Genomic DNA, 25,098 nt, shown 5'->3' on the forward strand with positions numbered 1-25,098 from the left:
CGACCTCATCGAAAATCAGGCCTTATCAACGCAATGAGAGGTCGAGCATCCGCCCATCGAACAGCCGGTCGCGCGAGGCGCGCAGATGCGCCGCCATCAGCGTGCGCGCCGCCTCCGGCTGGCGGGATCTGATCGCCTCGACGATGCGCCGATGCTCCTCCAGCACGTAATCCAGCCCTTGCTTGGGCCCCATCAGCGAGATGCCGTGAATATGCATCCCCACCGCGATATGCGGCTGCAGCGCCTGCAGCGACTGATGGTAGTAATGGTTGTTGGAGGCCTCGGCGATGGCGAGATGGAAGGCGAAATCCACATCGTCGCGGTGCTGCCCCTGGCGGGTGGCCTGCGCCATCGTCTCCAGCGCCGCCTCGATCTTCGCCATCGCGCTTTGGTTATAGCGCAGCGCGGCGAAGCTGGCGGCCTCGGGCTCCAGCGTCAGCCGGTATTCATAGCAGCGCTGAATATCCGCGATATTCTCCACCGGCGCGAAGCCCAGCGGCGGCTGCACGGCGGGCGGGCGCACGAAGCTGCCGGCCCCCTGGCGGGAGACGATGAATTTCTCCTGCTTGAGCCGCGCCAAGGCGGTGCGCACCACCGGCCGCGAGACATCGAACTGGCTGGCGAGCTGGTGCTCACTGGGCAGGCGGCTATGGGGCGCGTAGGCGCCGTTCTGAATGCCGGCGAGAATGCTGTGATAAACTTGGTCGGCCAGACCCGAGGTCTGGCTCTCTTGCGGCTTCATCGCGGCTTCGGGGTCCTCCAACACGCTCCGTTCCTAACAAATGTTAGCGCTATCGGCAAACCCGCCGCCACGCCTCACCCGCCCAGCGCGCCTTGGGTGTTGACGTAGACGGCGTACAGGCTGGTGCTGGCCGCGATGAACAGCCGGTTGCGATGCCGCCCGCCGAAGCAGAGATTGGCCGCGCGCTCCGGCAGATGGATATGGCCGATGGCATCGCCTGCCGGGTTATAAATCCGCACCCCATCCAGCCCCTCCCCCATGCCCCAGCCGCACCAGAGATTGCCCTCCACATCCACCCGGAACCCGTCCGGCCGCTCGCCTTCCTGGCAGGCGATGAAGATACGGCCCTTGGTCAGCGTCCTGCCATCGGCGGCCATCTCGTAAACCCGCATCCGCCTGGGCGCGATACCGGTTTCCGCGACGTAAAGCAGCTTTTCATCCGGCGAGAAGGCCAGACCGTTCGGGCCCTCGATATCGTCAGCGGCGATGGACAGCGCACCGGTCTGGCCGTCGATCCGGTAGAGACAGGTCGGCAGCTCCGGCGCCGCTTTCTCGCCCTCATAGAAGCCGCGAATGCCAAAGGTCGGATCGGAAAACCAGATCGAGCCGTCGGATTTCACCACGATATCGTTGGGCGAGTTCAGCCGCTTGCCGTTGAAGCTCTCCGCCAGCACGGTGGTGCTGCCATCATGCTCCAGCCGCATCACCCGGCGCTGCAGATGCTCGCACCACACCACCCTGCCCTCGCGGTCGCGGGTGGCGCCGTTGGTGAAGTCGGACGGGCGGCGGAACTCGTCCACGCTGCCGGTCGTCTCATGCCAGCGCAGCACCCGGTTATTCGGAATATCCGACCAGAGCAGATAGCGCCCCGCCGGCACCCAGACCGGCCCTTCCCCCCAGCGCGTCCCGGTATAAAGCCGCTCCACCGCCGCCGCATCCAGCCGGTAGCGGGCGAAGGATTGATCCAGGATCTCGAAAGCCGGATCGGGATAACGGGTCTGGCCGGGCCAGCGGGGATCGGTCTGCGTCAAACTCAGCTCTCCAGCCTATAGGCGGCGGCTTCGGCCTCACGCTCGCCCTGCACCAGCCATTTCCGGGTCGGGACGGCGGAGATGATGGCCGAGAGCACCGCACCGGCGATAATGAACACGCTCATCGCCACCGGCAAGCCCCAGCGCGCCTTGAAGCGCGCGATCAACGCGGCACCGATGCCAAACCGTTGCCGCTTGCATCCGCCCGCATGTTCAAAACTCTTCAGCCTTTCACGAACAGGCGCTGCGCCAGCACCTCACCATTCAGGAAGGCCATGACATTGCGCACACTCATCAGCGACACTTCGCGCCGCGCTTCCGGCGTCACCCCGCCGCAATGCGAGGAGACGATGACATTATCCAGCCCCCAGAGCGGGTTGTCGGCGGCGGGCGGCTCCTGGGCGAAACTGTCCAGCCCGGCCCCGGCGATGCGCCGGCCGGTCAGCGCCGCCCCGATCAGCCCCAGCACGCGGCCGCGCAGTTCCCGGCCGTTGTAGAATTTTTTATCCCAGCCGCCGCGCCGCACGAATTCGTCCTGGTTGCGCATATCCTTGGCCAGCCCAAGCATCAGCGCGATGGGATGTTCAGCGCGCTGGCGCGCGCTGGTCAGCAGTCAATGCGGCGGCGCCGGCCTGGGAGGGGGCGGAGTCTGTATCCATAGGACAGGTTCCCTTGTTGCAGCGCCACGCGACCGTAGAGCTCCATACTTGTTGTAAATTTGTAATTCGACCCATAATGGCCACCCAAAGCCTCGTCAAGCCCGCATCGCCATGCGAACAAGATGAAGTCAATGCGCACTGGTCATCTCCGCGCCGTCCGCCAGACTTGACGCTGCCCCACCCCACCGCTAGTGAATAAACAAATTTACAACAAGTGACGTCCAGCTTTGCCCTTCGGGGATTGACGGCCCGGCCAACCAGGCAGAGCCTGGCGCGCGCTTGCCACCGCAAAGGGATTGTTTGAGATGAAGCTTCAACCTGTCGCGCTGCACGCACCGATCGAGCTGCTGCAGCCCGCCGAAATCGCCTTCGGCGCCGGCGCCCTGGCGCGGCTGGCGCGCTTCGCGGCCCAGCACGGCCTCACCCGCACTTTGGTGGTGGCGGATGCCTTCAACGCCACCCGCATCAATCTGCTCGGCCTGGCCGGCGAGGTCGCGCTGTTCGGCGAGGTGAAGCCCGAGCCGGATGTCCCCAACCTCAATGCCGCGCTGAAGCTGGCGGAAGCGTTCAAGCCGGATTTCGTCATCGGCTTCGGCGGCGGCAGTGCGATGGATCTGGCCAAGCTGGTGGCGGTGCTGCCCGGCAGCGGCAAGGCGATTCACGATGTCGTCGGCCCGGACAAAGCCCCGCTGCGTAAGGTGAAGCTGGCACAGATCTCCACCACCTCGGGCACCGGCAGCGAAGCCGGCATCCGCGCTTTGGTGACCGACCCCGCCACCCGCAACAAGCTCGCGGTGCAGAGTGCCAACATGCTGGCGGACCTCGCCATCGTCGACCCTGAGCTGACGATGAGCGTGCCCGCCGCCATCACCGCCGCCACCGGGGTCGATGCGCTGGCCCATTGCGTGGAAGCCTATACCAGCCGCAAGGCGCATCCGCTGATCGACACTTACGCGCTCACCGGCGCTCAGCTCGTCGGCCGCTATCTGCCCCGCGCCGTCGCCGATGGCGCGGACAAGGAAGCCCGCGCCGGCCTGGCTCTGGCCTCGCTCTATGGCGGCTTCTGCCTCGGCCCGGTGAACACCACCGCCGGCCACGCTGTCGCCTACCCGCTGGGCAGCCGCCATAATCTGCCGCACGGCCTGGCCTGCGCGCTGATCTTCCCGCACACGCTGGCCTTCAACGCCCCCGCCTGCCCGGAAAAGACCAATGCCGTGCTGGAAGCCCTCGGCCTGCCCGCCAGCAGCGACCCGGAGAGCATCCGCCAGAGCACCACGGAATGGTGCGCCAGGCTCGGCATGGATATGCGCCTTTCCGCCAACCGCGTGCCGGAGGATGATCTGGAAGCGATGGCCCAGGAAGCCCATGCCATCCGCCGGCTGCTGGATAATAACCCCCGCGATATGAGTGTTGCCGATATCCTCAGCCTCTATCGCACCGCCTTCTGACCCCAAGGGAGATGACAAGCATTATGGCAACCCCGACCAAACCGCGCGGCGTATTCTGCGCGGCGCTGACCCCCGTCCATGACGATCTGAGCCCCAATCATGCGGCCTTCACCAAACATTGCCAGGCGCTGCTGAATGACGGGCTGACCGGCATCGCCCTGCTCGGCACCACCGGCGAGGCCAACTCCTTCTCCACGGGCGAGCGCCAGGGCCTGCTGGAAGCCGCGCTGAAAGCCGGCATCGCGCCGGCGCAGCTGCTGCCGGGCACCGGTGTCACCGCCCTCACCGAGACCGTCGCCCTCACCCGCCACGCCCTCTCCGTCGGCGTCACCAATGTCGTGATGCTGCCGCCTTTCTACTACAAGAATGTCAGCGATGAGGGGCTGTTCGCCGCCTATTCCGAGGTCGTCGAGCGCGTCGGCGATCCCCGCCTCGGCATCGTACTCTACCACATCCCGCAATTCTCCGCCGTGCCCATCCCGCATGACGTGATCGAGCGGCTGCTGCAGCGCTACCCCGGCAGCTTCGTCGGCATCAAGGATTCCGCTGGCGACATCAAGAACATGCTGGCCATGGTCGAGCGCTTCCCGGATTTCTCCGTGCTCGCCGGCGCCGACCCGTTGATGCTGCCGCTGCTGCAGCAAGGCGGTGCGGGCGCGATCACCGCCACCGCCAATCTGGTCGGCGCGGATCTCGCTTTCATCTACAAATATTTCAACGATGCGAGCCGCAAGGATGAGGTCGAGGCGGCGCAATCCCGCGTCGTCGCCGGCCGCAACCGCGCCTCCACCTACGCGCAGATGGCCTCGCTGAAGGCGCTGGTGGCTGAGCGCCATGGCGACCAGGGCTGGCTGAATATGCGCCCGCCTCTGGTGAAGCTGACCGAAGAAGAGCGCGCCGCGCTGCTGGCGAGCTAAAAAAGTTTTTTGGTGCAGCTTTTTTTCAAAAAAGCTGCAGAAACGCTCGGGGCTTTGACACGATGTTGCCAAAGCCCCCAACGTTTTGAAGCCCTTTTTGAAAAAAGGGCTTCACCCCAAAAACTTTTGCAACCTAAGTCCCAGAAACTGCGGCATAGGCCTCGGGCGTGTCGATGTCTTGCAGCACCGCCTTGGTACTTACCTCAATCCGCTTCAGCCGCTCGCGATTTGCTATCAGCAGGCTCCGCGCCCCCTCATCGCCCCGCAGCTCCGCCATCGCCGCGAAATGTGCCCGGCCCCACAGCACCGGATTCCCCGGCTGCCCCTCAAATACCGGCTGCACAATATCAAATGGCGGCACCAGCGCCGCGCCCAACGCCCGCAACAAATCCGGCGTCACAAACGGCATATCGCCCAAACAAATCAGCGCCCCGGCACAATCCGCCGGCACAGCCGCAACCCCCGCGCGCAGGCTGGCCGAAAGCCCCTGCGCATAATCCGCCGCCTCAACGCAGCGTACCGCCAGCCCCGCCGCCTGCGCCGCAACCGCCTGCGCCTCATGCCCCGTCACCAGCAGCACCGGCCCGATCTGCGCCGCCACCGCCGCCTCCAGCACGCTGCGCAGAATCGTCTGTCCCGAAGGCAGCGCCAGCAACAGCTTGTTGCGCGCCCCCATCCGGCGCGACCTGCCAGCCCCCAGCACCACCACCGCGATCATCAGGCCAACGCCACCCGCCGGCTCGCCCGCAGCGAGGCCAGCAGCACCAAAGCCGCCACCACCCCCATCGCCCCGGCGGCAACGAAGGCCGGGGTGTAGGTGCCGGTCTGCTGGCGGATCAGCCCGGCGCCAAACGCCGCCGTCGCCGCCCCCAGCTGGTGTCCGGCCAGCACCCAGCCGAATACGATCGGCGCATCCTGCTCGCCAAAGGCCTGGTTGCAGAGCTTCGCCGTCGGCGGCACCGTGGCGATCCAATCCAGCCCGTAAAATACCGCGAAGATGGTGAGATTGACCGTATCGAAGGACAGAAACGGCAGCGCCATCAGCGAGAGCCCGCGCAGCCCGTAATAAACGATCAGCAATGCCCGGCTGTCATGCCGGTCGGTCAGCCAGCCCGAGGCGGTGGTGCCGATCAGATCGAACACCCCCATCATCGAGAGCAAGCCCGCCGCCGCCACCGGCGCCACCCCATGGTCGCCGCAGAACGCGATCATATGCGTGCCGATCAACCCGTTCGTGGTCAGCCCGCAGACGAAGAAGGTGCCGAAGAGCAGCCAGAATACCGGCCGCTTCGCCGCCATCGCCAGCACGCTGAAGGCCAGCCCCACCGTGCGCCGCCGCGCGGGCTTCGCCGGCGCCGTGCCGTCAATTTCGCCAAAACGCTGGGTGCCGATATCGCCCGGATGCTCCGGCAGCACCAACGCCACAATCGGCACCAAAATCATGCAGGCAAGGCTCACCGTCAGCACCACCGGCCGCCAGGTATATTGCGCGGAAAGCCAGGCCAGGAAGGGCAGAAACACCAAAGCCCCGGTGGCGGTGCTGGCACTCAGCAGCCCCATCACCAGCCCCTGGCGCGTCGCGAACCAGCGATTCACCACCGCCGCCCCCAGCACCGAAGCCACCGCCCCGGTGCCGATGCCAGAGAACACGCCCCAGCTCAGAATATACTCCAGCGGGGTGCGCATCCACAGGCTGGCGAAGGTGGCCAGCGCCATCAGCCCCAACCCGCCCAGCATGGTCCGCCTAATGCCGAAACTCTGCATCAGCGCCGCCGCGAATGGCCCGACCAGCCCGTACAGAAAAATCCCGATGGCCGCACCCAGCGAAATCGTCGCCCGGTCCCAGCCAAATTGCAGCTGCAAAGGCAGCAGCAGCACCCCCGGCGTCGCCCGCACCCCGGCCGAGACCAGCAGCGACAGGAAGGTGACGGCCACCACTGCGAAAATATGCGCCTTCGCCGAAAGCAGTCCGGAACGATGCAATAACCGGCTCATGCGCCCCGCTCCCCGCTCAGCGTGACCAGCCTTGCCAGCCCGGCCTGCATCCGCGCCCATTCCGCCGCGCCATAACCGCCCAGCAGCCGGCTCTGGGCGTCGCGCCAGGACTCCGTCGCGGCCCGCAACGCCGCCTCTCCCGCCGGCGTCAGCGCCACATGCTTGGCCCGCCCCGCCGCATCGCTCAGCGCCACCCAGCCGCGCTGGTCCAGCGGCTTCAGCGCGCGGTAGAGCGTGGTGCGGTCCATCACCAGCGTCTCCGCCAGCCGCATCAGCTCCGGCTGTCCCTCCCGGGCGATATGGCGCAGCACGGAAAACTGCACGATGGACATGCCGCTTCCCGCCAGCGCCTCGTCATAAAGCCGGGTGACGGCGCGCGAGGCCTTGCGCAAAGCCGTGCAGGCGCAAACCGGGTCGAGGAGCAGCTCGTCTGTATGATGCATATACATCAAATAGCACGCCCCCTTCTCGCGTCAACGCCCCCGCGCCGGACATAAAAAAGGCGGCGGGCCCTGGAGGGAGCCTCGCCGCCCGCACCGCATGCGCGTGATTACGCGGAGCGGTAGAGCTTGGTCATCACGAATTCGCGGTGGCCCAGCGCCTCGGCCGCCGTCAGCCGCCCATTCGCCACCCGCCCGATCATCCCGATCAGCGCGTCGCCCGCCTGGTCGATGGTCATCTCCCGGCGCAGAATGCCCGACACATCGAGATCCACATGCTCGGACATGGTGCGCACCGTGCGCGGATTGCCGGTGATCTTGATGACCGGCACAATAGGATTACCGATCACATTGCCCTGCCCGGTCGGGAAGGTGTGGATCACGTAACCGCCCGCCGCCATCAGCGTGATGCATTCCGCCGCGGCCGAGGAAGTGTCCATGTAATACAGCCCCGGCCCTTTCGCCGGGGCTTCCGCCGGCTGCAGCGCATCGATGAATTTGCACTCATGGCCGATCTTTTCCAGATTGCCGAGCGCCTTTTCCTCGATGGTGGTGAGGCCGCCGAGAATATTGCCCTTCGTCGGCTGACTGTCGGAGAGATCGTCGGTCTTGTGCGCCTCGATCACCTCCTCCTGGTAGGCCTTCCACATCTTGTACCATTTCTCCTCGATCTCCGGGGAGATGGCCCGCTTGCGCGCCAGATGCTCCGCCCCGGTGATCTCCGAGGTTTCGCCGAACACGCCGTAAATCCCTTGCGGGATCAGCTTGTCATACATGTTGCCGACGGTCGGGCAGGAGGCGAGACCCGTGGTGGTGTCGCTCTCGCCGCATTTGGTGGAGACCCAGAGATCCTTTACCTCCACCGGCTCGCGCTGCAATTCCGAGGCCCATTGCACGAACTCCTTGGCCTTGCGGGAGACGGCGGCGATGGTGTTGATGTCGCCATGCTGCTCGATCCAGTAGCCTTCCACCGGCTTGCCGGTCTTGGCGATGCCATCGACTACCACCTTGGTCCAGGACGGCTCGATGCCGACCACGATCACCGCGGCGACATTCGGATTGCTGCCGGTGCCGATCAGCGTGCGGAAATGCACAGCCAGATCCTCGCCAAACTGCAAACGCCCATAAGCGTGCGGAATCGCCAGCGTGCCCTTGATGTTGTTCGCCACCGCCTCGCAGACGGCGTTGGAAAGATCATCCAGCGGCAGGATCACCACATGGTTGCGCACGCCCACGCGGCCATTCTCACGGCGCCAGCCGGTCAGTTTCATTTCGCTCATCATCCTGCTCCTCACCAGCGCTTGGTCTTCAGATTCTGCGTGTGCACATGCCCGCCCTTCTTGGCCGGGCCGACCATCTTGCCGATATCCTCGCCATATTTGATCGCGGTGTCGCCGGCATTGAGATCCTTCAGCGCCACCTTGTGGCCGATCGGCACATCGTCGATCGCGGTCAGATGAAAGGAGGAATTATCCAGCGTCACCACGCACAGCATCTGCGTGCCGGCCTTCAGATCCTCCACCACCACAACGCCGACATTATCCTCCGGATTGTGAACCAGTAACTGCGGTATGCTCATCAGCCTGTTTCCTCTTTTTTGGTAATTCTTCTATCTTATACAAGACTCAACCTGTCAAGCCTTTCCTCCCGCCGCCGCCCGCGCGCACCGGCCCCGCGCCGCCGGAATAATTGTATCTTTATACATATAGCTTTATCCTGCCCCCCTGACCCTCAAGCCCGACGGACCCCATGGCGACACTCCCGGCGAAGGCCGAACCCAGCACCTCCTTCCAGCCGCTCTACGCGCAGGTTTACGCGCTGATGACCGAGCGCATCGGCTCCGGCCAATGGCAGCCCGGCGCGCTGCTGCCCAACGAGTTCCAGCTCGCCGCCGAATTCAAGGTCAGCCAGGGCACGGTGCGCAAGGCGCTGATGGCGCTGGAGGCCAACAAGCTGATCGTCCGCCGCCAGGGCCACGGCACCTACGTAGCCCGGCACACCGCCCAGCAGGCCTTGTTCCAGTTCTTCCGCATCGTCGATCTCAACGGCACCCGCCTCACCCCGGCCAGCCGCGCCTTCGCGCAGAAAACCGCCAAGGCGACGCGCGCCCAGGCGCAGGCGCTGGGGCTGAAACCCGGCGCTTCCCTGCACAGCATCACCCGCGTGCGCTCCTTCGCCGAGGATTCGGCGATTTTCGAAACCATCATGGTGCCGGCGGCGTTGATGCCGGGGCTCTCGGTGATCCTGAACCAGGAAATGCCGGAGGAAATGTATGTGATCTACCAGCAGCATTTCGGCATCACCATCACCCGCGCGGATGAAACCCTGGCGGCGGTGGCGGCGAGCGCGGAGGATGCGGCGCATCTGCAGGTGCCGGAAGGCACGCCGCTGCTGGAAATCACCCGCATCGCCTCGGACCTCAACGGCAGGAAGGTGGAGCTGCGCGTCAGCCGCTGCAAAACCAGCGCCTACCGTTACGCGGCGGAGATCACCTGACGCCGACGCCGATCATTCTTGCTAAACCCCGGCCAGCTCCTTGCGGCGCCGCTCCAGCTCCTCGCTATAGCGGCGCAACGCATATTGCTCCGAGAGCACGCCGATGACCTTGCGGCTCGCCGTCGTCTCCAGCACCACCAGCGCATCGGCCTCCGCGCTCTCAAACAGCGCCAGCGCCTCCTTCACGCTCATCCCCGGCAGCAGATACACATCGCGGTGATGCAGAAACCCCTCCAGCCCCGCCCCGTCCAGATTGGCCGCATGCAGCTCCGCCGGCAGCACGATGCCGCTATATTTGCCCTGCCCATCCAGCACCACCAGCCGCTTCACCTCACCGGGTGCCGCCTCCCGCCGCAGCACCTCCGGCTCCGCCTCATGCACCATCCGCACATCCCCGCTGCGCATCAGCCGGCCGACGGTGAGGCTGGCGATCCAGCCAATATCCGCGCCGCTGCGGATCGGCGTGCCGCGCAGATGAAAGCGCCAGGTGGAGAAGGAATAGCCGAACACCCGCTTGACCGTGATCGAGGCCGCGATCGCCGCCGCCAGCACGCAGATGGTGATGGAAAACTGCCCGGTGCTCTCCAGCGCCAGAAAGGTCATCGTCATCGGCCCGCCGACGATGGCCACCGCCATCGCGCTCATCCCCACCACCGCGTAGAACCCCACCGGCATCGCCGCCAGCCCCGGCACCACCAGCGCCACATCCGCGAATAATTTCCCGAACAGCGTGCCCAGAAACAGCGAGGCGAAAAACAAGCCGCCGCGAAACCCGGCGCCGATGGAAATCGAGGAGGCCACCGCCTTGCCCAGAAACAGCACCAAAGCCGTCAGCAGCGGCAGCGACAGCCCGATCTGCGCATGCAGCGCCGCATGGCCGGAACTCAGCGTCGCCGGCGAGACCATGCCCAGCGGCCCGAGCAGCAGCCCGCCCACCACCGGGCGCAGCCAGAGCGGCATTTTCGAGCGCCGGAACCCGGCCTCGATCGCCGTCACCCCGCGCATGATCGCAATCGCCACCATCCCGGCGGAAATCCCGACCAGAATCGCCATCGGGTAGGCGGAGAGCGGCAGCACCTGCGGCAGCGCCACATTCAGCGGGGCCGAGCCGCTATGCAGCTGCCCGGTCACCAGCGTACCGGCCAGCGCCGCGATGATGATGAACGGCAGCGTCGCCAGCGAATAATTCGCCAGGATCAGCTCCACCCCGTAAAACACCCCGCAGAGCGGCGCGCTGAACGCCCCGCCGATCGCCGCCGCCGCCCCGCACCCGACCAGCAGCCGCAAATCCGAGCGCCGCAGCCGCAGCTTCGCCCCGCCCCAGGAGGCCAGACCGGCGCCAAGCTGCGCATAGCCCGCCTCCAGCCCCACCGAGCCGCCAATGCCGTTGGACCACACCGTCTGCACCGCGACGATGACGCTATCGCGCAACGACATCCGCCCGCCATAGAGCGCATTCGCCTCCACCGGATCTATGATGCCTTTCGGGCGGAATTTCGCCACCAGCCAGGCGCCCAACCCCAGCACCAGCCCGCCCAGCACCGGCACCGCCAGCAGCCGCGCCGTCTCCACGGAGGGCGCGTCGGACAGACCCTGCCCGGCCGGCAGATTGAACAGCAGGCGATGCAGCGTATGGGTGACGCCGTTCATCGCCGCCACCCCGGCCCCCGCCACCACGCCCACCAGCGCCGCGAACCCCGCCAGCCATAATTCATCCACCCGCACCAGCAGCCGCACACGCTGCCAGGCTGCATCCAGTTTGGGAAAATGGGCGGGCTTAACGTCCGTAATAGAGGGTTGCGACATGGGTGGCTTCGGCAAAGAACAGCCAGCGCTCTATGAACAGCCCCATGGCGGTCAGCAGCGTGGCGAGGATGATGAGCAGTGCCGGCACCAGCCCCAGCCCGGCCAGCAGCGCCAGCAAGGCCGGCAGCAGGAAGGCGGTGGCGAGGGTGATGCGGCGCAGCTTGGCGGCGTGTTTGCGGGCGATCTGATAGCCCATCTCACGCAGCACGTAGTTTTCGGTGAAATGCGGCGCATCCAGCGGCCGCACCGCGCCATACTCTTTCAGCCCGGTGGCGCTGGCGAGCGTGGCCAGCGGCTTTTGCGTGTCGATGAAGCGCCAGTAAGCCAGCTTGGCGGCCGCCGCGAGCAGCCCGGCCACCAGCACCAGCAGACCGGCGAGCCCGGCCTGCCCGGTCCAGCAGGCCAGCAGCAGCGCCAGCAGCATTGCGCCGGAGAACAAAGCCAGCAGCATATAATTCGGCGCGGTATGCTTGTTGTTCCACTGCCGGATCGGCTTCAGGCTGGCATAGATCATCGCCGTGCAATAGACCGTGACCAGCCCCAGCGCCGCGGCGATCAGGCCGACAATCACCGTCACCGGCGCCGGCCCCCTCACCCACCACAAAGCGGCAAAGCCCAGAGCCGGCGGAAAGGTGACCAGCGAGGCCACCCCTTCGCGCGAGAGCCAGGAGGAGCGCCATTGGCTGAAGGCCCGCCAGGCGCGCTCCGGCCGCCCCAGATGCAGCATGGAGGCGATGAGCCCCGACGCCGCGAAGCCGAGGGCCACCACCACCCCAACCGGCATGAACCAGCGCGAGCCCGGCAGCAGCCCGAGCAGCGCGAACAAGGCTAGCCAGGCCAGCAGCCCGTATCCAAAGCCGGTGAGCGTGGTGAGCAGCAGAACCGAAGCGGCAGGCTTCATCGGGAGAGCACCTTGTCCAGCAGCTTCAGCAGCTTGCTGCCGCCATCGGCAACACGCTCGCGCGGCGCGGTCGGGATCTGCGCCTTGCGCGGCGGCAAATATCTGTTCACCGGCTTATAGCCCAGCTCCGGCATCAGCTCGACGCCGCCGCGCTCGGCCACCAGCTTGGAAACCTTGCTCTCCGGGTCGTTGAAATCGCCAAAATGCCGGGCCCGCGACGGGCAGGTGGCGACACAGGCCGGCTCGCGCTCCGCCTCCGGCAGCGTCTCGTTATAAATGCGGTCGATGCAGAGCGTGCATTTCTTCATCACCCCGGCCAGCTCATCAAACTCCCGCGCCCCGTAAGGGCAGGCCCAGGAGCAGAGCTTGCAGCCGATGCATTTATCCATATCCACGAGCACGATGCCGTCCTCCACCCGCTTATAGGAGGCGCCGGTGGGGCAGACGGTGACGCATTGCGGATTTTCGCAATGCAGGCAGGAGCGCGGAAAATTCACCGTGCGGCTCGCCTCGCCGCAGCCGGCTTCGTAGGAATGGATGCGATTGAACCAGACGCCGTCAGGCTCCTTGCCATAGGGGTCGTAATCGGGCAGCGGCGCGACATGGCCGCCCGTGTTCCATTCCTTGCAGTTCACCGCGCAGGCATGGCAGCCCACGCAGGTATCCAGATCGATCACCAGGCCAAGCTTCTTCGCCCCCGGATTTTGGGTGGGCAGGCTGGTCATTTCGCTGTCTCCAATTTCGCGCCATATTGCAAGGTTTCAGGATGATGCACCGGAAAAGGCGCGTGCTGCTGTTCCGGGTGCGGCGCGGTCCGCCCGGCTTCGGCGGCGTTGGCCTTGCGCACCCGAACGGTGAGATCGAACCAGGCCGCCTGGCCGGTGACCGGGTCCGAATTGGAGGCGCGATGGCCCCCGCCATCCGCCGGCAGATATTCCGAGATCAGATGGTTGAGCAAAAATCCCCGCTCGGATTCAGGGGCTTTCTTATCCAGCGTCCAGGCGCCGGAGCGCTTGCCGATGGCATTCCAGGTCCACACGCTGTTCGGGTTCAGCCCCTCCATCAGCCGCGCCTGGCAGGTGAGCGTGCCGTTGCGGCTCTCCACCACCACCCAATCCTCATCCGCAATGCCCAACGCGCCGGCGGTTTCCCGGTTCATGTAAAGCCGGTTTTCGGACATGATCTGTCGCAGCCAGGCATTTTGCGAACCCCAGGAATGGTACATCGCCATCGGCCGCTGGGTGAGGGCGTGCAACGGATACTCTTCGCGGCTCACCATCGTCGCCTCAATTGGCTCATACCAGATCGGCAGCGGGTCCATCACTGTTTCCAGCCGGGCGCGCAGCCGTTCGGGGGGTTGATGCGCCCCGTGCCCCTGTGCGGCCAGACGGAATCTCTGCAGGATTTCGCTGTAGAGATGCAGCGTGATCGGCTCGTCCTTATCGATCAGCCCCATCGCCTTGGCGGTGCTGAGATAGGCCTGATTGGAATGTTTGAAGTAAAGCTGCTCATCGGGCAGATGATGTCGCCAGAAGCTGCCATTTTCGATATAACGCTTGAGCTGATCGCCATTCACCTCGCCCTTGCCGATGGCCTGCCCATCCGCGCCGCGGAACCCGGCCAGCGGGCCGACACCTGGCTTGCGCTGATGCTTCACCATGTAGTCAGCGTACGACGCATAAAGTGGCGCGCCGTCTTCATCGGTGAAATTCGGCAATTTCAGCCGCCCGGCAATCTCGATCAGCACATCCTGAAAGGGCCGCACATCGCGGTCGGGCTTGAGCACCGGAATCCGGATCGCATCCGCCGGCCCATGCGCCGAGCCGATCGGCCGGTCCAGCAGCGAGATGCAATCATAGCGCTCCAGATAGGTGGTGTCCGGCAGCACGATGTCCGCATAGGGCACGGTTTCCGAAAAGAACGCATCGGCCAGAATGAAAAACGGAATCCTGTAGCTGCCATCCGGGGTCTTGTCGGTGAGCATGCGCGTCGCCTCACCCGGATTCATCGCCGAGTTCCAGGCGACATTGGCCATATAGACCATCAGCGTGTCGATCGGATAGCGATCCTGCGCATACGCCTCGGCGATGGACATATGCATCATCCCGTGTACGCCCAAAGGCGCGTCCCAGGAAAAGGCCCGGTCCAGCCGCAGCGCCTCGCCCTTGTCATCCACCAGAAGATCCTGCGGCCCGGCGGGGAATCCCAAAGGCAGCCCGGCCAGCGCGCCATTTTCCAGAAACGCCTTGCCCCCCGGCGCCGGCCCGGCCGGAATCGGTTTCGGGTAGGGGGATTTATAGCGCCAGGAGCCTGGCGTATCGACCGCGCCCAGCAGCATCTGCAGCATATGGATGGCGCGGCAGGTCTGAAACCCGTTGGAATGGGCGGAGATGCCGCGCATCGCATGGATCGCCACAGGCCGTCCCAGCATCGTTTCATGCCGGCGGCCGGATGTATCCGTCCAGGGCACATCCAGCGTCACCGGCTGGTTGAAGGCGATCTCCGCCAGCTCCGCCGCCAGCCTACGTATCGTTGCAGCCGGCACCCCACAACGCGCCGCCACCGCCTCCGGCGCGTAGGCGGCATCGCTATAGCGCGCCGCCAGCAGCGCAAAGGCGGGGCGGGCAGCGCGCCCATCCGGCAGCGTCACGCTGCCCAGCAAGGCCGGGTCCGCCCCCAGCGTCGCCGCTTGTTTGATCTGATTGTCGGCCCGGTCCAGGCAGAGCGGCGCGCCGCTTTCATCACGCGCGAACAACCCATCCTCCGCCGTGCCCGGCGCGTCGATCACCAGATAATGCGCATTGGTATGGCGGATGAGAAACGCGGTATCGATCGCGCCCTCTTCCAGCAGGCAATGCACCAGAGCCAGCACGAACAGCCCATCCGTCCCCGGCGTGATGGCGACGAACTCATCGGCAATCGCCCCATAGCCGGTACGCACCGGATTGATGGCGACGATCTTCGCGCCCCGCTCCTTCAACTTGCCAAGCCCCAGCTTGATCGGGTTGGAATCGTGATCCTCGGCGACGCCGATCAGCAGGAACATCTTCGCATGCTCCCAATCCGGCTCGCCAAACTCCCAGAACGCGCCGCCGACGGAATAAAGCCCCGCCGCCGCCATGTTCACCGTGCAGAACCCGCCATGCGCAGCGAAATTCAGTGTGCCGAACATCTGCGCGAAATAGCCGGTGAGGGATTGCGACTGGTCGCGCCCGGTAAAAAACGCGAATTGCTTGGGGTCGGTGGCGCGGATTTTGGCCAGGCGCGCGGTGATGATGGAAAGCGCCTCTTCCCACTCGATCTCTTCAAACTCCCCCCCGCCACGCTCGCCAACACGCTTCAGCGGTTTGCGCAACCGCGCCGGGGAGAGCACATTCATGATCCCCGCCGAGCCCTTGGCGCAGAGCACGCCGCGATTGACCGGATGCGCGCGGTTGCCTTCAATATAACGAAGCTTGCCGTCCTTCAGATGCACTTTGATGCCGCAGCGGCAGGCGCACATATAGCAGGTCGTCTGCGCCACGCTGTCGCCAACCGGCGCGGAATACTCGATGGTTTCTTGCTTCGACACCACTCACTCCCCACGGCCTACCCAACAGGAAGGCCCGCCGCGCCCGGAGGCGCGGCCGATTCAATACGTGATGATAGGTCAGCTTCCATGTATTGAATAACAGATTATTTTTGCCAAACTCATAAATCGGATTTATGAATCAAGCCGCAAACCAGCCCTCCTGTACCACCAGCCCCTCAGCTTCGGCGCGGCGGCGGTTTGCGCTGCGCCGGGCGCCTGGCAGGCGCACCCCGTCCGTCAGCGCTTCGGCAAAAAGCCGCTCCATATGTGAGATATTGCCGCCAAAGCTGATCGGGTTCAGCGCGATCAGCAATTGCCCGGTGCCCGGCGGCGGGCCTTGCGCGTCCAGAAACGAACTGGCCTCATAGGCATAATGGCTGCCGGTCAGCCCGGCCGCCAGCGCCTCCACCATCAGCGCCAACGCCGCGCCCTTGGCCCCGCCCAAAGGCAGCATCGAGCCCGCCAGCGCGGCCTCCGGGTCCTCGGTCTCCTGGCCTTGCGCATCCAGCGCCCAATCATTCGGGATTTTCGTGCCCTTCTGCCTGGCCGCGACGATCTGACCGCGCGCGACCTTGGAGAGGGAGAGGTCGATCACCACCGGCGCGCCGCGCGGGCGCGGGAAGGCGCAGGCGATCGGGTTGGTGCCGAGCAGCGGGCGCCGCCCGCCCCACACCGCCATCGCCGCCGGGGTATTGGCAAACATCAAGGCCACAAGACCATGACCGGCCAAGCGCTCAACCACCAGCCCCATCGCCCCGCAATGGCTGGAGCGGGTGATCGAGGCCGCAGCGACGCCCTGACGGAAGGTGAGCGCCAATAACTCGTCGATCGCCATGTCGATCGCCGGGTAGGCAAAGCCGTTTGCGGCATCGAGGCTCACCCCGCTGCCGGTGCGCTGCTTCACCGCCGGGCGGGCCTGGCCGTCGATCTTGCCGCATTTCGCCTGCGCCGCGTAAAACGGCAAACGCATCAGCCCATGCCCGGCCAACCCGTCCGCCTCCGCCAGCACCAGCGCATTGGCGACAGAGGCGGCATTTTCCGGCGCGGTATCATTCGCCACCAGCACGGCCTCGGCCCTGGTCTTGGCCTCGGCGATCGAGAGTTTCAGCATGCTCTTATCCGATCTTCAAAGCATTCAAGACAATTTCGGCAATCTTGCCGGAGACGCGGACATTCGATTCCATCGTCACCCCAGCGATATGCGGCGTCAGGATCAGATTCGGCACGTCGGCGAACAAGGCGCCATGGGCGCGATCCAGCGGCTCATGCGCGAACACATCCAAGGCCGCGCCGCCCAGCGCGCCCGCCTTCAGCGCCGCCACCAGGGCCGCCTCATCCACCACCCCGCCGCGCGCGGCGTTGATCAGCACGGCATGGCGCTGCATCAGCGAAAGCTTGCCGGCGTCGATCATATGGCGCGTCTGCGGCGTCAACGGCACATGCAGGCTCACCACATCCGCGTTGGCGAGCAACGCCTCCAGGCTCATGCGCTGCGCCGTGCCCCAGGCCGCATGCCCCTCCGGCAATAACGGGTCGTAAGCGGCGATGCGCATGCCCAAAGCCGCCAGCCGCGCCGCCGCCTGGCGCGCCGTGCCGCCGAACCCCACCATGCCCGCAAGCCGGCCGGAAATCTCCCGGCCGATCATCGCCTCGCGCGGCCACAGCCCGGCCGCCACCTCGGCGCTGCGCAAAAAGCCGCGCCGCAACAGGCTCAACGTGGCGCAGGCGACATATTCGGCAACGGCATCGTCATTCGCCCCCGTCGCCGGATAGACCGCGATATTGCGCGCCTTGCAGGCCTCGAGATCGATATTATCGAGCCCGACGCCCAGCCGCCCGACCAGTTCCAGCTTCGGCGCGCCCTCTAACAGCGCGCCGCGCACCTGGGTGCGGTTTCTCACAATCAGCGCCTGGCAATCCGCCAACGCCGCCTGAAGTGCTTCGGGCTGGTCGACCAGATCCGGGCGATACAACACCTGCGCCCGCGCCGCCAAGGCGTTCACCGCCTCGTCATCCATGAATTCGGTTATGACAATCTGCGCCATGCCGCCTACACGCTCCGGTCCATGATCGATCTCCTCATTTAAGATGCGGGGTTTTTCAGGCTGTCCGGCAAATCACGGGCCAGCGCGCCGCGCGGCGCGGCGATGGTCTGGCGCCGGCGCCGATAGGCCGCGCCGAAGAATTCGTCCAGAAAGCTGGAGGGCACTGGCTGCGTCATCAGGCTGACGATGAAGAAGGTCACGCAATTGGCCAGCAAGGCGACAAACCCGGCATTATAGCCCAGCACGGGATCATGGTGGGAGAGCAGGAAATACAGGCTCAGCCCCCAACCGACCAGCAGCCCCGCCGCAACCCCCGCCCCGGTGGCGCGCCGCCAGAGCAGCCCGCCAATAATCACCGCCGGCACCAGCTGGGCGATGAAATCATACGCCACCAGCAGCACCGTGACGATCAGCGATTGCGCCACCACCGCCAGGATCAACGCCGCGAAGGTGACGACGAAGACCAGCCAGCGCGTCATGTTGAACATCTGCCGGTCGCTGGTCTGCGGCACCAGCTTGGCATAGACATTGCGCGAGAGCATCGTGCAGCTCATCATGATGATCGGCCCGGCCGGGACGATGGCGGACAGCACCGCCGCCAGCGCGAAGATGGCCAGCGCCCAGGGTGGGAAAATCTGCTGGGCCAGGCGCAGCACCACCTCATTGCCGCCCACCTTCTGTGTGGCGAAAATCAGCACCGCGGCAAAACCGACGGTGATCACCGCCACTTTCACCAGCTGATAGAAGGGCATGAACACCGCCTGCAGCTTCAGCGTGCGCGGCCCCTTGGCGGAGAAGGCGACGTTGAACCATTGCGGCCACATCCACTGGCCAAAGCCGGTCAGCAGCACCGTGGTCCAGAACCAGCTGAGGCTGAGCTTATGAGTGGGCCCGGGCATGGTGATATGCGCCGGAATCTTCTGCATCATCTGGCTGAACATGTCGCCGAAGCCACCGAAATAACGGTAGGGGATGGTGAAGAACAGCACCGCGATGGCGCCGAACATCAGCAGATCCTTGATCACCGACTGCCAGGCATTGCCCCTGATGCCGCCAAAGAACACCGCCAGCGACAGCACCGAGAAGCCGATGATATCGGCGGAGAGAATATTCAGCCGGTGATCGGTCAGCACGCTGAGCACGGCCCCCAGCCCCTCGATATTCAGATCGATATAGGCGATCATGATGATCGCGGCGCAGAAGGAGACGATGATGCCCAGCCACTCATTCTGGTAGCGCCCGGCGATGAAGTCCGACTGCGTGACATAGCCGAATTTGCGCCCCAGCAGGCCGATCGCCGGCAGCACCATGAAGCCGATCGCGTAGCCGACATCGTTGGTGGCGACATTGTAGAACACGCCGCCGCCTTTGCTGTAGGCGAAACCGGCGAGGCCGAGAAAGGTGAAGGCGGTGTAGATTTCCGTACCGAGCAGAAACCAGGTGAGCCAGGGGCCCATCTGCCGGTCATTGACCAGCCAGCCTTCCATGGTGGTGGAGGCCTGGCGCCCGCCGCGAATGCCAACCCAGGTGACCAGCAGCACGCCGAGCACGACGATGCCGAGGATGAAAACCATATCGGACATCGCCCTCACTCCGCCAGGCTGGAAAGTTCGTCGTCATCGCCAGGGTTTTCCGCCCGGTCGATCAGATAAAGCACGCCCAGGATCACCGGATTCAGCAGCGGCACCAGGACGAACCAGAAATAAAGCGGCGGCATCCCCAGAATGGCGGGTGACGCCGCGTTGAAGCCGAAGGCCGGGCCCAACGTATAGAGGCCGATAATCACCAGGACCGCAACAACCCATGCCAGCATCGACATTCGCATTGTTTCCCCCGAAATTTGTATTGGATTTTTATATCTTATATAAGACTATACGAAGCCCGCATCGCGCTTGTCAAGCGCGCGGCCGCGCGGCGGCAAATATGCAGGAAACAAGGGGGATGGGATGAAGCCTGGCCAATCTGGCGCGGATCTGCTGGTTCAAACATTACAGCTGGCCGGCGTGGACAAAATCGCCTCGCTCTCGGGCAATCACATCATGCCGGTCTATGATGCGCTGCGCGACAGCGCCATCACGCTCTACCATGTCCGCCATGAAGGCGCGGCGGTGCATATGGCGGAGGCTTATGCCCGGCTTTCCGGCAAGCTCGGCGTGGCGCTGGTCACGGGCGGGCCGGGCCATGCCAATGCCATCGGCGCGCTCTATAGCGCGCGGCAGAGCGAGACACCGCTGCTGCTGCTCTCCGGTCATGCGCCGCTGCGCGAACTGGGGCGCGGGGCGTTCCAGGAGATGGACCAGGCCGGACTTGCGGCGCCTTTATGCAAAGCCTCCTGGATGGTCGCCTCGCCAGCTTCACTGGCGCAGGATGTGGCGCGCGCCATCGTCCTCGCCCAATCCGGCCGGCCAGGGCCGGTGCATCTCAGCCTGCCCAGCGATATATTGGAGGCCCAAGCCGCCACCGCCCCGCGGGCGCCGGTTCTGTCCCCCCCAACCGGATTGAGCGACACCGCGCTGGCTTCATTGCGCGCGGCGCTGGGCCGTGCGCGCCGGTCGCTGTTTCTGCTGCCCCCTTCCCTCTGCACCCCGGCCGGGCAGGCCATGACGGCGCAGCTGCGCGCCCAGGGCTGCATCTGTCTGCCGATGGAAAGCCCGCGCGGCGTCAACGATCCCGCCCTGGGCGCGGTACAGGCCTTGCTGGCGGCTGCGGACTGCATCGTCTCGCTCGGAAAATCGGTCGATTTCACCTTGAAATTCGGCAATCTCGGCGCGGCGGACTGGATCGTGATCGACCCCGACAGCGCGATGCTGGCCCGCGCCCGCGCGGCGCTGCGGGAGCGGCTGCGTCTGGGCCTGGTCGCGGATATTCCGCCGGTACTGGGCCAGCTCGCGCAGATCAAGCCGCAAAGCGCGCCGGGCTGGGCCGAGAGCGCGCACGCCGCCCTCACCCGCCGCGCCGCGCCGCCGCCCGCCACCGCGCTCAACAGTTTTTCAATGTGCCAGGCGCTGGCGGCTTTCATGCGCGGCTTGGAAGATCCGGTTTTCATCTGCGATGGCGGTGAGATCGGCCAATGGGCGCAGGCCGCCATCCAGGCGCCGGCGCGGATCATCAACGGCGTCGCCGGGGCCATCGGCAGCGCCCTGCCCTTCGCCCTCGGCGCCAAGGCCGCCGCCCCGGCCCGCCCGGTGCTGGCGGTGATGGGGGATGGCACGTTCGGCTTTCACATGGCGGAGTTCGAGACCGCGCTGCGGCACAACCTGCCCTTCGTCGCGGTGATCGGCAATGATGCGCGCTGGAACGCCGAATATCAGATCCAGCTGCGCGATTACGGGGGGACGCGCACGCATGGCTGTGAGCTGCTGCCCGGCACGCGCTACGATGCGGCGGTGGCGGCTTTGGGCGGGCATGGGGAGCTGGTGACGCGGGAAGAGGAGATCGCCCCGGCGCTGGCGCGGGCCTTTGCCAGCAACAAGCCGGCTTGCGTGAATATCATCATCGCGGGGCTGGCGGCGCCGAGGCTGCAACAATCATAGCGCTATTATTTTTTCCTATACTCGCAGAAAGCCATCTAAAAAGCGCATGGCGTCATGTTGCGCCGCGACATTGACCGGCCAAAATCGTAACGCTACGAGGCGGCAGACCCTCACCCGCCTGGTTTCATGCCCGATCTGCAGCTTGCCCTTGTCGCGTTCTCCGCCTGTCTCGGCGCTACGACCCAGCGTGTCACCGGGCTGGGCTTTGCGCTGGTCGCCTCGCCGCTGCTGATTCTGGTGCTGGGGCCGTTCCAGGGGGTGCTGCTGGCCAATCTGCTGACGCTGGTGCTCAACGCCGTGGTGCTGGCCGGCACCTGGCGGGCGGCGGAGCCGCGGCGGCTGGCGCTGCTGGTGCCGGCGGCGCTGGTCGCCGTGCAGCTGGGCGCGCCGGTGGCGCGGCTGATCCCCGCCGCCTGGCTGCTCACCATCATCGGCACGCTGGTGTTTCTGGCGCTGCTGAGCGTGCTGCTGCTGAAGAATGTGGCGCTGTTCAAGGGCAAGGCCGGGGCGCTGGCGGCGGGGGCGCTCAGCGGCTTCATGAATGTCACCGCCGGGGTCGGCGGGCCGGCGATCACCCTCTACGCCGTCGGCACCGCCTGGGATCAGGCGAAATTCGTCGCCTCGATGCAGGTCTATTTCGGGGCGCTCAACCTGGCCTCGGTGGCGGAGAAAGGCCTGCCGCATCTGCCGCTGGCCGCCATACCGCTGCTGGGCGTGGCACTGCTCACCGGGCTGGGGCTCGGGCAACTGCTTAACCGGCGCATCCCCGCCCGGCAGGCGCGCCAGGGCGTGCTGTTCCTGGCCCTGGCCGGGTCCGGCGCCACCATCGTCAAAGGCGCGCTGCTGCTCGCCCACTAGAGCTTCCAACAACCATAAGGAAACGCCATGACCAGCGCCTATCCCGACACCAAGCTCTTCATCGCCGGACAATGGGAGGCGGGCACCGGCACGGCTTTGCCGGTGCTGAACCCGGCCACCGGCGCGCAGATCGGCGCTGTCGCGGTGGCGGACGAGGCCGCCCTCGCCCGTGCCGCGCAGGCCGCCGCCAGCGCCTTCGCCGACTGGTCGCAGCGCTCGGCCTATGAGCGCGCCCGGCTGCTGCGCCTGGCCGCCCAGCATCTGCGCGAGGATGCCGAGGACGCCGCCCGGCTGATGACGCTGGAGCAGGGCAAGCCCCTGGCCGAATCCCGCATGGAAATGGCGGCGGCGGCGGACACGCTGGCGTTCTTCGCCGAGGAAGGCCGGCGCGCCTATGGCCGCGTCATCCCGCCGCGCGCCGCCAATATCCGCCAGATGGCGCTGCGCGAGCCGGTGGGGGTGGTGGCCGCCTTCACCCCGTGGAACTTCCCGGTCAATCAGGCGATGCGCAAGCTGGCCGCCGCCCTGGCCGCCGGCTGCACGGTGATTTTGAAAGGCCCGGAGGAGACCCCGGCCAGCTGCGCCGCCATGGTCGCCGCCTTCGCCAAGGCCGGGCTGCCGGCCGGCGCGGTGAATCTGGTCTTCGGCAATCCGGCGCAGATCTCGTCCTATCTCATCGCCCACCCGGCGGTGCGGAAAATCTCCTTCACCGGCTCCACCCCGGTCGGCAAGCATCTCGCGGCTTTGGCCGGGCAGCATATGAAGCGCGCCACCATGGAGCTGGGCGGCCACGCCCCGGCGATCATCGCCGCCGATGCCGATCTCGACCAGGCGGCCAGCGTGCTGGCGGCGGCGAAATTCCGCAATGCCGGCCAGGTCTGCATCTCCCCCACCCGGCTGCTGGTGCAGCGCGAGGTTTTCACCCCGTTCCTGGAGCGCCTCACCGCCAAGGCCGAGGCGCTGACCGTCGGGGACGGGCTGGATGCCGCGACAACCATGGGCCCGATGGCCAATGCCCGCCGGGTGGAGGCGATGGAAGCACTGATCGGCGATGCCACCGCGCAAGGCGCGCGGCTGGTCACCGGCGGCAAGCGGCTGGGCAATGAGGGCTTTTTCTTCGCCCCCACCATCCTCGCCGAGGTGCCGGTAAGCGCCAAGGCGATGAATGAGGAGCCCTTCGGCCCGCTGGCTTTGGTCAACAGCTTCGAGAGGCTGGAGGAGGCGCTCACCGAGGCCAACCGCCTGCCCTTCGGCCTCGCCTCCTACGGTTTTGCCAAGAGCGAGGCGAATGTCGCGCGGATCGCGGCGGGCATCCAGGCGGGCATGGTCTCGATCAACCATGCCGGGCTCGGCCTGCCGGAAAATCCGTTCGGCGGGGTGAAGGAGAGCGGCTACGGGTCCGAGGGCGGGCCGGAGGCGTTGGAGGCTTATCTGGTCAGTAAGTTTGTGACGGTGGCGGCGTGACTCGCAGGGGGTGTTTTTGGAAAAACACCCCCTGCACCCCCCAAAAACTTTTTTAGCTGGTGCCGCGTCGCACCAGCTCGAAGCCGACATCCACGGTTTTCTGTGCTGGCGTCTCGCCATTCAGCGCCGCCAGCGCGAGGCGCGCCACCTCCTGGCCGATCCGCTCGCCCGGCGGGCGGATGGTGGAGAGCGCCGGATAGGTCGCCGCGGCAAAAGGCAGATCCCCGAAGCCGATGATCTTCAGCCGCTCCGGCACCGCGATGCCGCGCTTCTGGCACTCGAACAGCACGCCGAGCGCGATCCAGTCATTCGAGCACACCACCCCGTCGATTTTCGGGTCGCGCTCCAGCAGCTCCGCCAGCAGCGCCTCACCCAGCGCCACCGAGGCCGGCTGCGGCGCGATCGCCTGGCGGGCACTCGCCCCCTCCTGCTGCAAGGCGGCGATGACGCCGGTGCCGCGCTGGGCGGCGCGCCGGTCCTCCTGCAAGCGCGCGCCGATAAAGGCGACATTCCTGCACCCGGCCGCGCGCAGATGCCGCGCCGCCGCCGCGCCCACGGCGCGATGGTCGAACCCCACCAGCATATCCAGCGGGTTGGCGCCCAGCTCCCACATCTCGATCACCGGGGTGCCGCGCGAGAGCGCCATCTGCCGCGTGCCCCGGCTATGCTCCAGCCCGGTCAGCACCAAAGCCGCCGGCGACCAGGCGAGCGAGGCGCGCACCAGCGCCTCCTCCCGCGCCGGATCATATTCATTATGGCCGAGCAGCAGCTGCACCCCGGCCTGCGCCAGCGCCGCCTGCAGCGCATCCGCGGTGGCGGCGAAGAAGGCGTTGCGCAGCGAGGGCACGATCAGGCTGACCACCCGCGTCGCCGCCGCCGCCGCCAGCCCGCCGGCCATCATGTTCGGCACATAGCCCAAACGTTCGATGGCGGCGGTGATCTTCGCCCCGGTCTTGCCCTTCACCAGATCCGGCTTGCGCAGGAACAGCGAGACGGTGGAGGTGGCGCAACCCGCCAGCCTTGCCACATCCTGCATGGTGACGCTGTCGGTCTTGCGGCGGATCCGGGGGGCGGATTTGTCTGTCGGTGAGGCCATGACCGACACATATCATAGGATTCGAGATGGCAGGCAACCATGCGGGATGGTTGACAATCCCGGAATCGTAGCGCTACGATTTTGGCGAATGAGAGG

The 25,098-nt window shown here is 66.0% G+C and carries 24 protein-coding genes; 6 read left to right on the top strand and 18 right to left on the bottom strand.

Annotated features, from left to right (window positions below; all coding sequences use genetic code 11):
* Positions 1 to 25: 25 nt before the first annotated feature.
* Genes ACZ46S_RS08535 through ACZ46S_RS08550 form a run of 4 tightly spaced genes read right to left on the bottom strand, consistent with a single transcriptional unit; the run spans position 26 to position 2,341 of the window.
* A complete protein-coding gene (locus ACZ46S_RS08535; protein ID WP_464064146.1) occupies positions 26 to 766 on the bottom strand; it encodes a FadR/GntR family transcriptional regulator in 741 nt (246 codons plus the stop codon).
* 50 nt (positions 767 to 816) lie between these two features.
* A complete protein-coding gene (locus ACZ46S_RS08540; protein WP_464064147.1) occupies positions 817 to 1,773 on the bottom strand; it encodes an SMP-30/gluconolactonase/LRE family protein in 957 nt (318 codons plus the stop codon).
* A gap of 2 nt (positions 1,774 to 1,775) precedes the next feature.
* On the bottom strand, positions 1,776 to 1,940 hold the full coding sequence (locus tag ACZ46S_RS08545) for a hypothetical protein (protein ID WP_464064148.1): 165 nt from the start codon (positions 1,938 to 1,940) through the stop codon (positions 1,776 to 1,778).
* A gap of 56 nt (positions 1,941 to 1,996) precedes the next feature.
* Positions 1,997 to 2,341, bottom strand: coding sequence for an NAD(P)-dependent oxidoreductase (locus ACZ46S_RS08550; protein WP_464064149.1), 345 nt, complete (start codon positions 2,339 to 2,341; stop codon positions 1,997 to 1,999).
* 396 nt (positions 2,342 to 2,737) lie between these two features.
* On the opposite strand from ACZ46S_RS08550, the gene ACZ46S_RS08555 reads away from it, so the two are divergent.
* Positions 2,738 to 3,880 carry an iron-containing alcohol dehydrogenase gene (locus tag ACZ46S_RS08555; RefSeq protein WP_464064150.1) on the top strand — a complete coding sequence of 381 codons (1,143 nt, stop codon included), beginning with the start codon at positions 2,738 to 2,740 and terminating at the stop codon, positions 3,878 to 3,880.
* Positions 3,881 to 3,891: 11 nt separating this feature from the next.
* Positions 3,892 to 4,797 (top strand): dihydrodipicolinate synthase family protein, encoded by a 906-nt coding sequence (locus ACZ46S_RS08560; protein ID WP_464064151.1) that lies wholly within the window; start codon positions 3,892 to 3,894, stop codon positions 4,795 to 4,797.
* Positions 4,798 to 4,930: 133 nt separating this feature from the next.
* Here ACZ46S_RS08560 and ACZ46S_RS08565 read toward each other — a convergent pair whose 3' ends face one another.
* The 5 genes from ACZ46S_RS08565 to ACZ46S_RS08585 all read right to left on the bottom strand — a co-directional run bounded on the left by ACZ46S_RS08565 (position 4,931) and on the right by ACZ46S_RS08585 (position 8,811).
* Entirely contained in the window at positions 4,931 to 5,515 is a 585-nt protein-coding gene (locus ACZ46S_RS08565) for a nucleotidyltransferase family protein (protein WP_464064152.1), read from the bottom strand.
* On the bottom strand, positions 5,515 to 6,792 hold the full coding sequence (locus ACZ46S_RS08570; RefSeq protein WP_464064153.1) for an MFS transporter: 1,278 nt from the start codon (positions 6,790 to 6,792) through the stop codon (positions 5,515 to 5,517). Before ACZ46S_RS08570 ends, ACZ46S_RS08565 begins: the two co-directional genes overlap by 1 nt.
* Positions 6,789 to 7,235 carry a MarR family winged helix-turn-helix transcriptional regulator gene (locus ACZ46S_RS08575; protein WP_464064154.1) on the bottom strand — a complete coding sequence of 149 codons (447 nt, stop codon included), beginning with the start codon at positions 7,233 to 7,235 and terminating at the stop codon, positions 6,789 to 6,791. Before ACZ46S_RS08575 ends, ACZ46S_RS08570 begins: the two co-directional genes overlap by 4 nt.
* Before the next feature lie 107 nt (positions 7,236 to 7,342).
* Positions 7,343 to 8,512 carry a UxaA family hydrolase gene (locus tag ACZ46S_RS08580; RefSeq protein WP_008495518.1) on the bottom strand — a complete coding sequence of 390 codons (1,170 nt, stop codon included), beginning with the start codon at positions 8,510 to 8,512 and terminating at the stop codon, positions 7,343 to 7,345.
* 11 nt (positions 8,513 to 8,523) lie between these two features.
* Positions 8,524 to 8,811: a UxaA family hydrolase gene (locus tag ACZ46S_RS08585; protein ID WP_464064155.1), complete on the bottom strand. Its 288-nt coding sequence runs from the start codon at positions 8,809 to 8,811 to the stop codon at positions 8,524 to 8,526.
* A gap of 170 nt (positions 8,812 to 8,981) precedes the next feature.
* On the opposite strand from ACZ46S_RS08585, the gene ACZ46S_RS08590 reads away from it, so the two are divergent.
* Positions 8,982 to 9,728: a GntR family transcriptional regulator gene (locus ACZ46S_RS08590; protein ID WP_464064156.1), complete on the top strand. Its 747-nt coding sequence runs from the start codon at positions 8,982 to 8,984 to the stop codon at positions 9,726 to 9,728.
* 21 nt (positions 9,729 to 9,749) lie between these two features.
* Here ACZ46S_RS08590 and ACZ46S_RS08595 read toward each other — a convergent pair whose 3' ends face one another.
* The 8 genes from ACZ46S_RS08595 to ACZ46S_RS08630 form a co-directional block, all read right to left on the bottom strand.
* Positions 9,750 to 11,534: a chloride channel protein gene (locus tag ACZ46S_RS08595; protein ID WP_464064157.1), complete on the bottom strand. Its 1,785-nt coding sequence runs from the start codon at positions 11,532 to 11,534 to the stop codon at positions 9,750 to 9,752.
* On the bottom strand, positions 11,506 to 12,435 hold the full coding sequence (locus ACZ46S_RS08600; protein ID WP_464064158.1) for a dimethyl sulfoxide reductase anchor subunit family protein: 930 nt from the start codon (positions 12,433 to 12,435) through the stop codon (positions 11,506 to 11,508). The genes ACZ46S_RS08595 and ACZ46S_RS08600 overlap by 29 nt, the downstream gene beginning before the upstream one ends.
* Complete coding sequence (locus ACZ46S_RS08605; RefSeq protein ID WP_464064159.1) at positions 12,432 to 13,160, bottom strand: 4Fe-4S dicluster domain-containing protein; 729 nt, start codon at positions 13,158 to 13,160, stop codon at positions 12,432 to 12,434. The genes ACZ46S_RS08600 and ACZ46S_RS08605 overlap by 4 nt, the downstream gene beginning before the upstream one ends.
* Positions 13,157 to 16,006, bottom strand: a complete 2,850-nt coding sequence (locus ACZ46S_RS08610) for a molybdopterin oxidoreductase family protein (protein WP_464064160.1) — start codon at positions 16,004 to 16,006, stop codon at positions 13,157 to 13,159. The genes ACZ46S_RS08605 and ACZ46S_RS08610 overlap by 4 nt, the downstream gene beginning before the upstream one ends.
* A gap of 139 nt (positions 16,007 to 16,145) precedes the next feature.
* The gene (locus tag ACZ46S_RS08615) at positions 16,146 to 17,117 is read right to left on the bottom strand and encodes an Ldh family oxidoreductase (RefSeq protein WP_464064161.1); all 972 of its coding nucleotides are present in this window, start codon (positions 17,115 to 17,117) and stop codon (positions 16,146 to 16,148) included.
* A 4-nt stretch (positions 17,118 to 17,121) separates the two neighbouring features.
* Positions 17,122 to 18,051, bottom strand: a complete 930-nt coding sequence (locus ACZ46S_RS08620) for a hydroxyacid dehydrogenase (RefSeq protein ID WP_464064162.1) — start codon at positions 18,049 to 18,051, stop codon at positions 17,122 to 17,124.
* Positions 18,052 to 18,089: 38 nt separating this feature from the next.
* Positions 18,090 to 19,634, bottom strand: a complete 1,545-nt coding sequence (locus ACZ46S_RS08625; protein WP_464064163.1) for a sodium:solute symporter family protein — start codon at positions 19,632 to 19,634, stop codon at positions 18,090 to 18,092.
* A 5-nt stretch (positions 19,635 to 19,639) separates the two neighbouring features.
* Complete coding sequence (locus tag ACZ46S_RS08630) at positions 19,640 to 19,870, bottom strand: hypothetical protein (protein WP_464064164.1); 231 nt, start codon at positions 19,868 to 19,870, stop codon at positions 19,640 to 19,642.
* Positions 19,871 to 19,997: 127 nt separating this feature from the next.
* Between ACZ46S_RS08630 and ACZ46S_RS08635 the strand changes: the two genes are divergently transcribed.
* From ACZ46S_RS08635 to ACZ46S_RS08645, 3 genes are all read left to right on the top strand, one after another.
* Positions 19,998 to 21,584 carry a thiamine pyrophosphate-binding protein gene (locus ACZ46S_RS08635; protein ID WP_464064165.1) on the top strand — a complete coding sequence of 529 codons (1,587 nt, stop codon included), beginning with the start codon at positions 19,998 to 20,000 and terminating at the stop codon, positions 21,582 to 21,584.
* Between the two features lie 126 nt (positions 21,585 to 21,710).
* Positions 21,711 to 22,442 carry a TSUP family transporter gene (locus ACZ46S_RS08640; RefSeq protein WP_464064166.1) on the top strand — a complete coding sequence of 244 codons (732 nt, stop codon included), beginning with the start codon at positions 21,711 to 21,713 and terminating at the stop codon, positions 22,440 to 22,442.
* A gap of 27 nt (positions 22,443 to 22,469) precedes the next feature.
* Positions 22,470 to 23,906, top strand: a complete 1,437-nt coding sequence (locus tag ACZ46S_RS08645; protein ID WP_464064167.1) for an NAD-dependent succinate-semialdehyde dehydrogenase — start codon at positions 22,470 to 22,472, stop codon at positions 23,904 to 23,906.
* Positions 23,907 to 23,958: 52 nt separating this feature from the next.
* Here ACZ46S_RS08645 and ACZ46S_RS08650 read toward each other — a convergent pair whose 3' ends face one another.
* Positions 23,959 to 25,002: a LacI family DNA-binding transcriptional regulator gene (locus ACZ46S_RS08650; RefSeq protein ID WP_295737827.1), complete on the bottom strand. Its 1,044-nt coding sequence runs from the start codon at positions 25,000 to 25,002 to the stop codon at positions 23,959 to 23,961.
* Positions 25,003 to 25,098 lie beyond the last annotated feature (96 nt).

It is taken from the genome of Acidocella aluminiidurans, assembly GCF_055383125.1.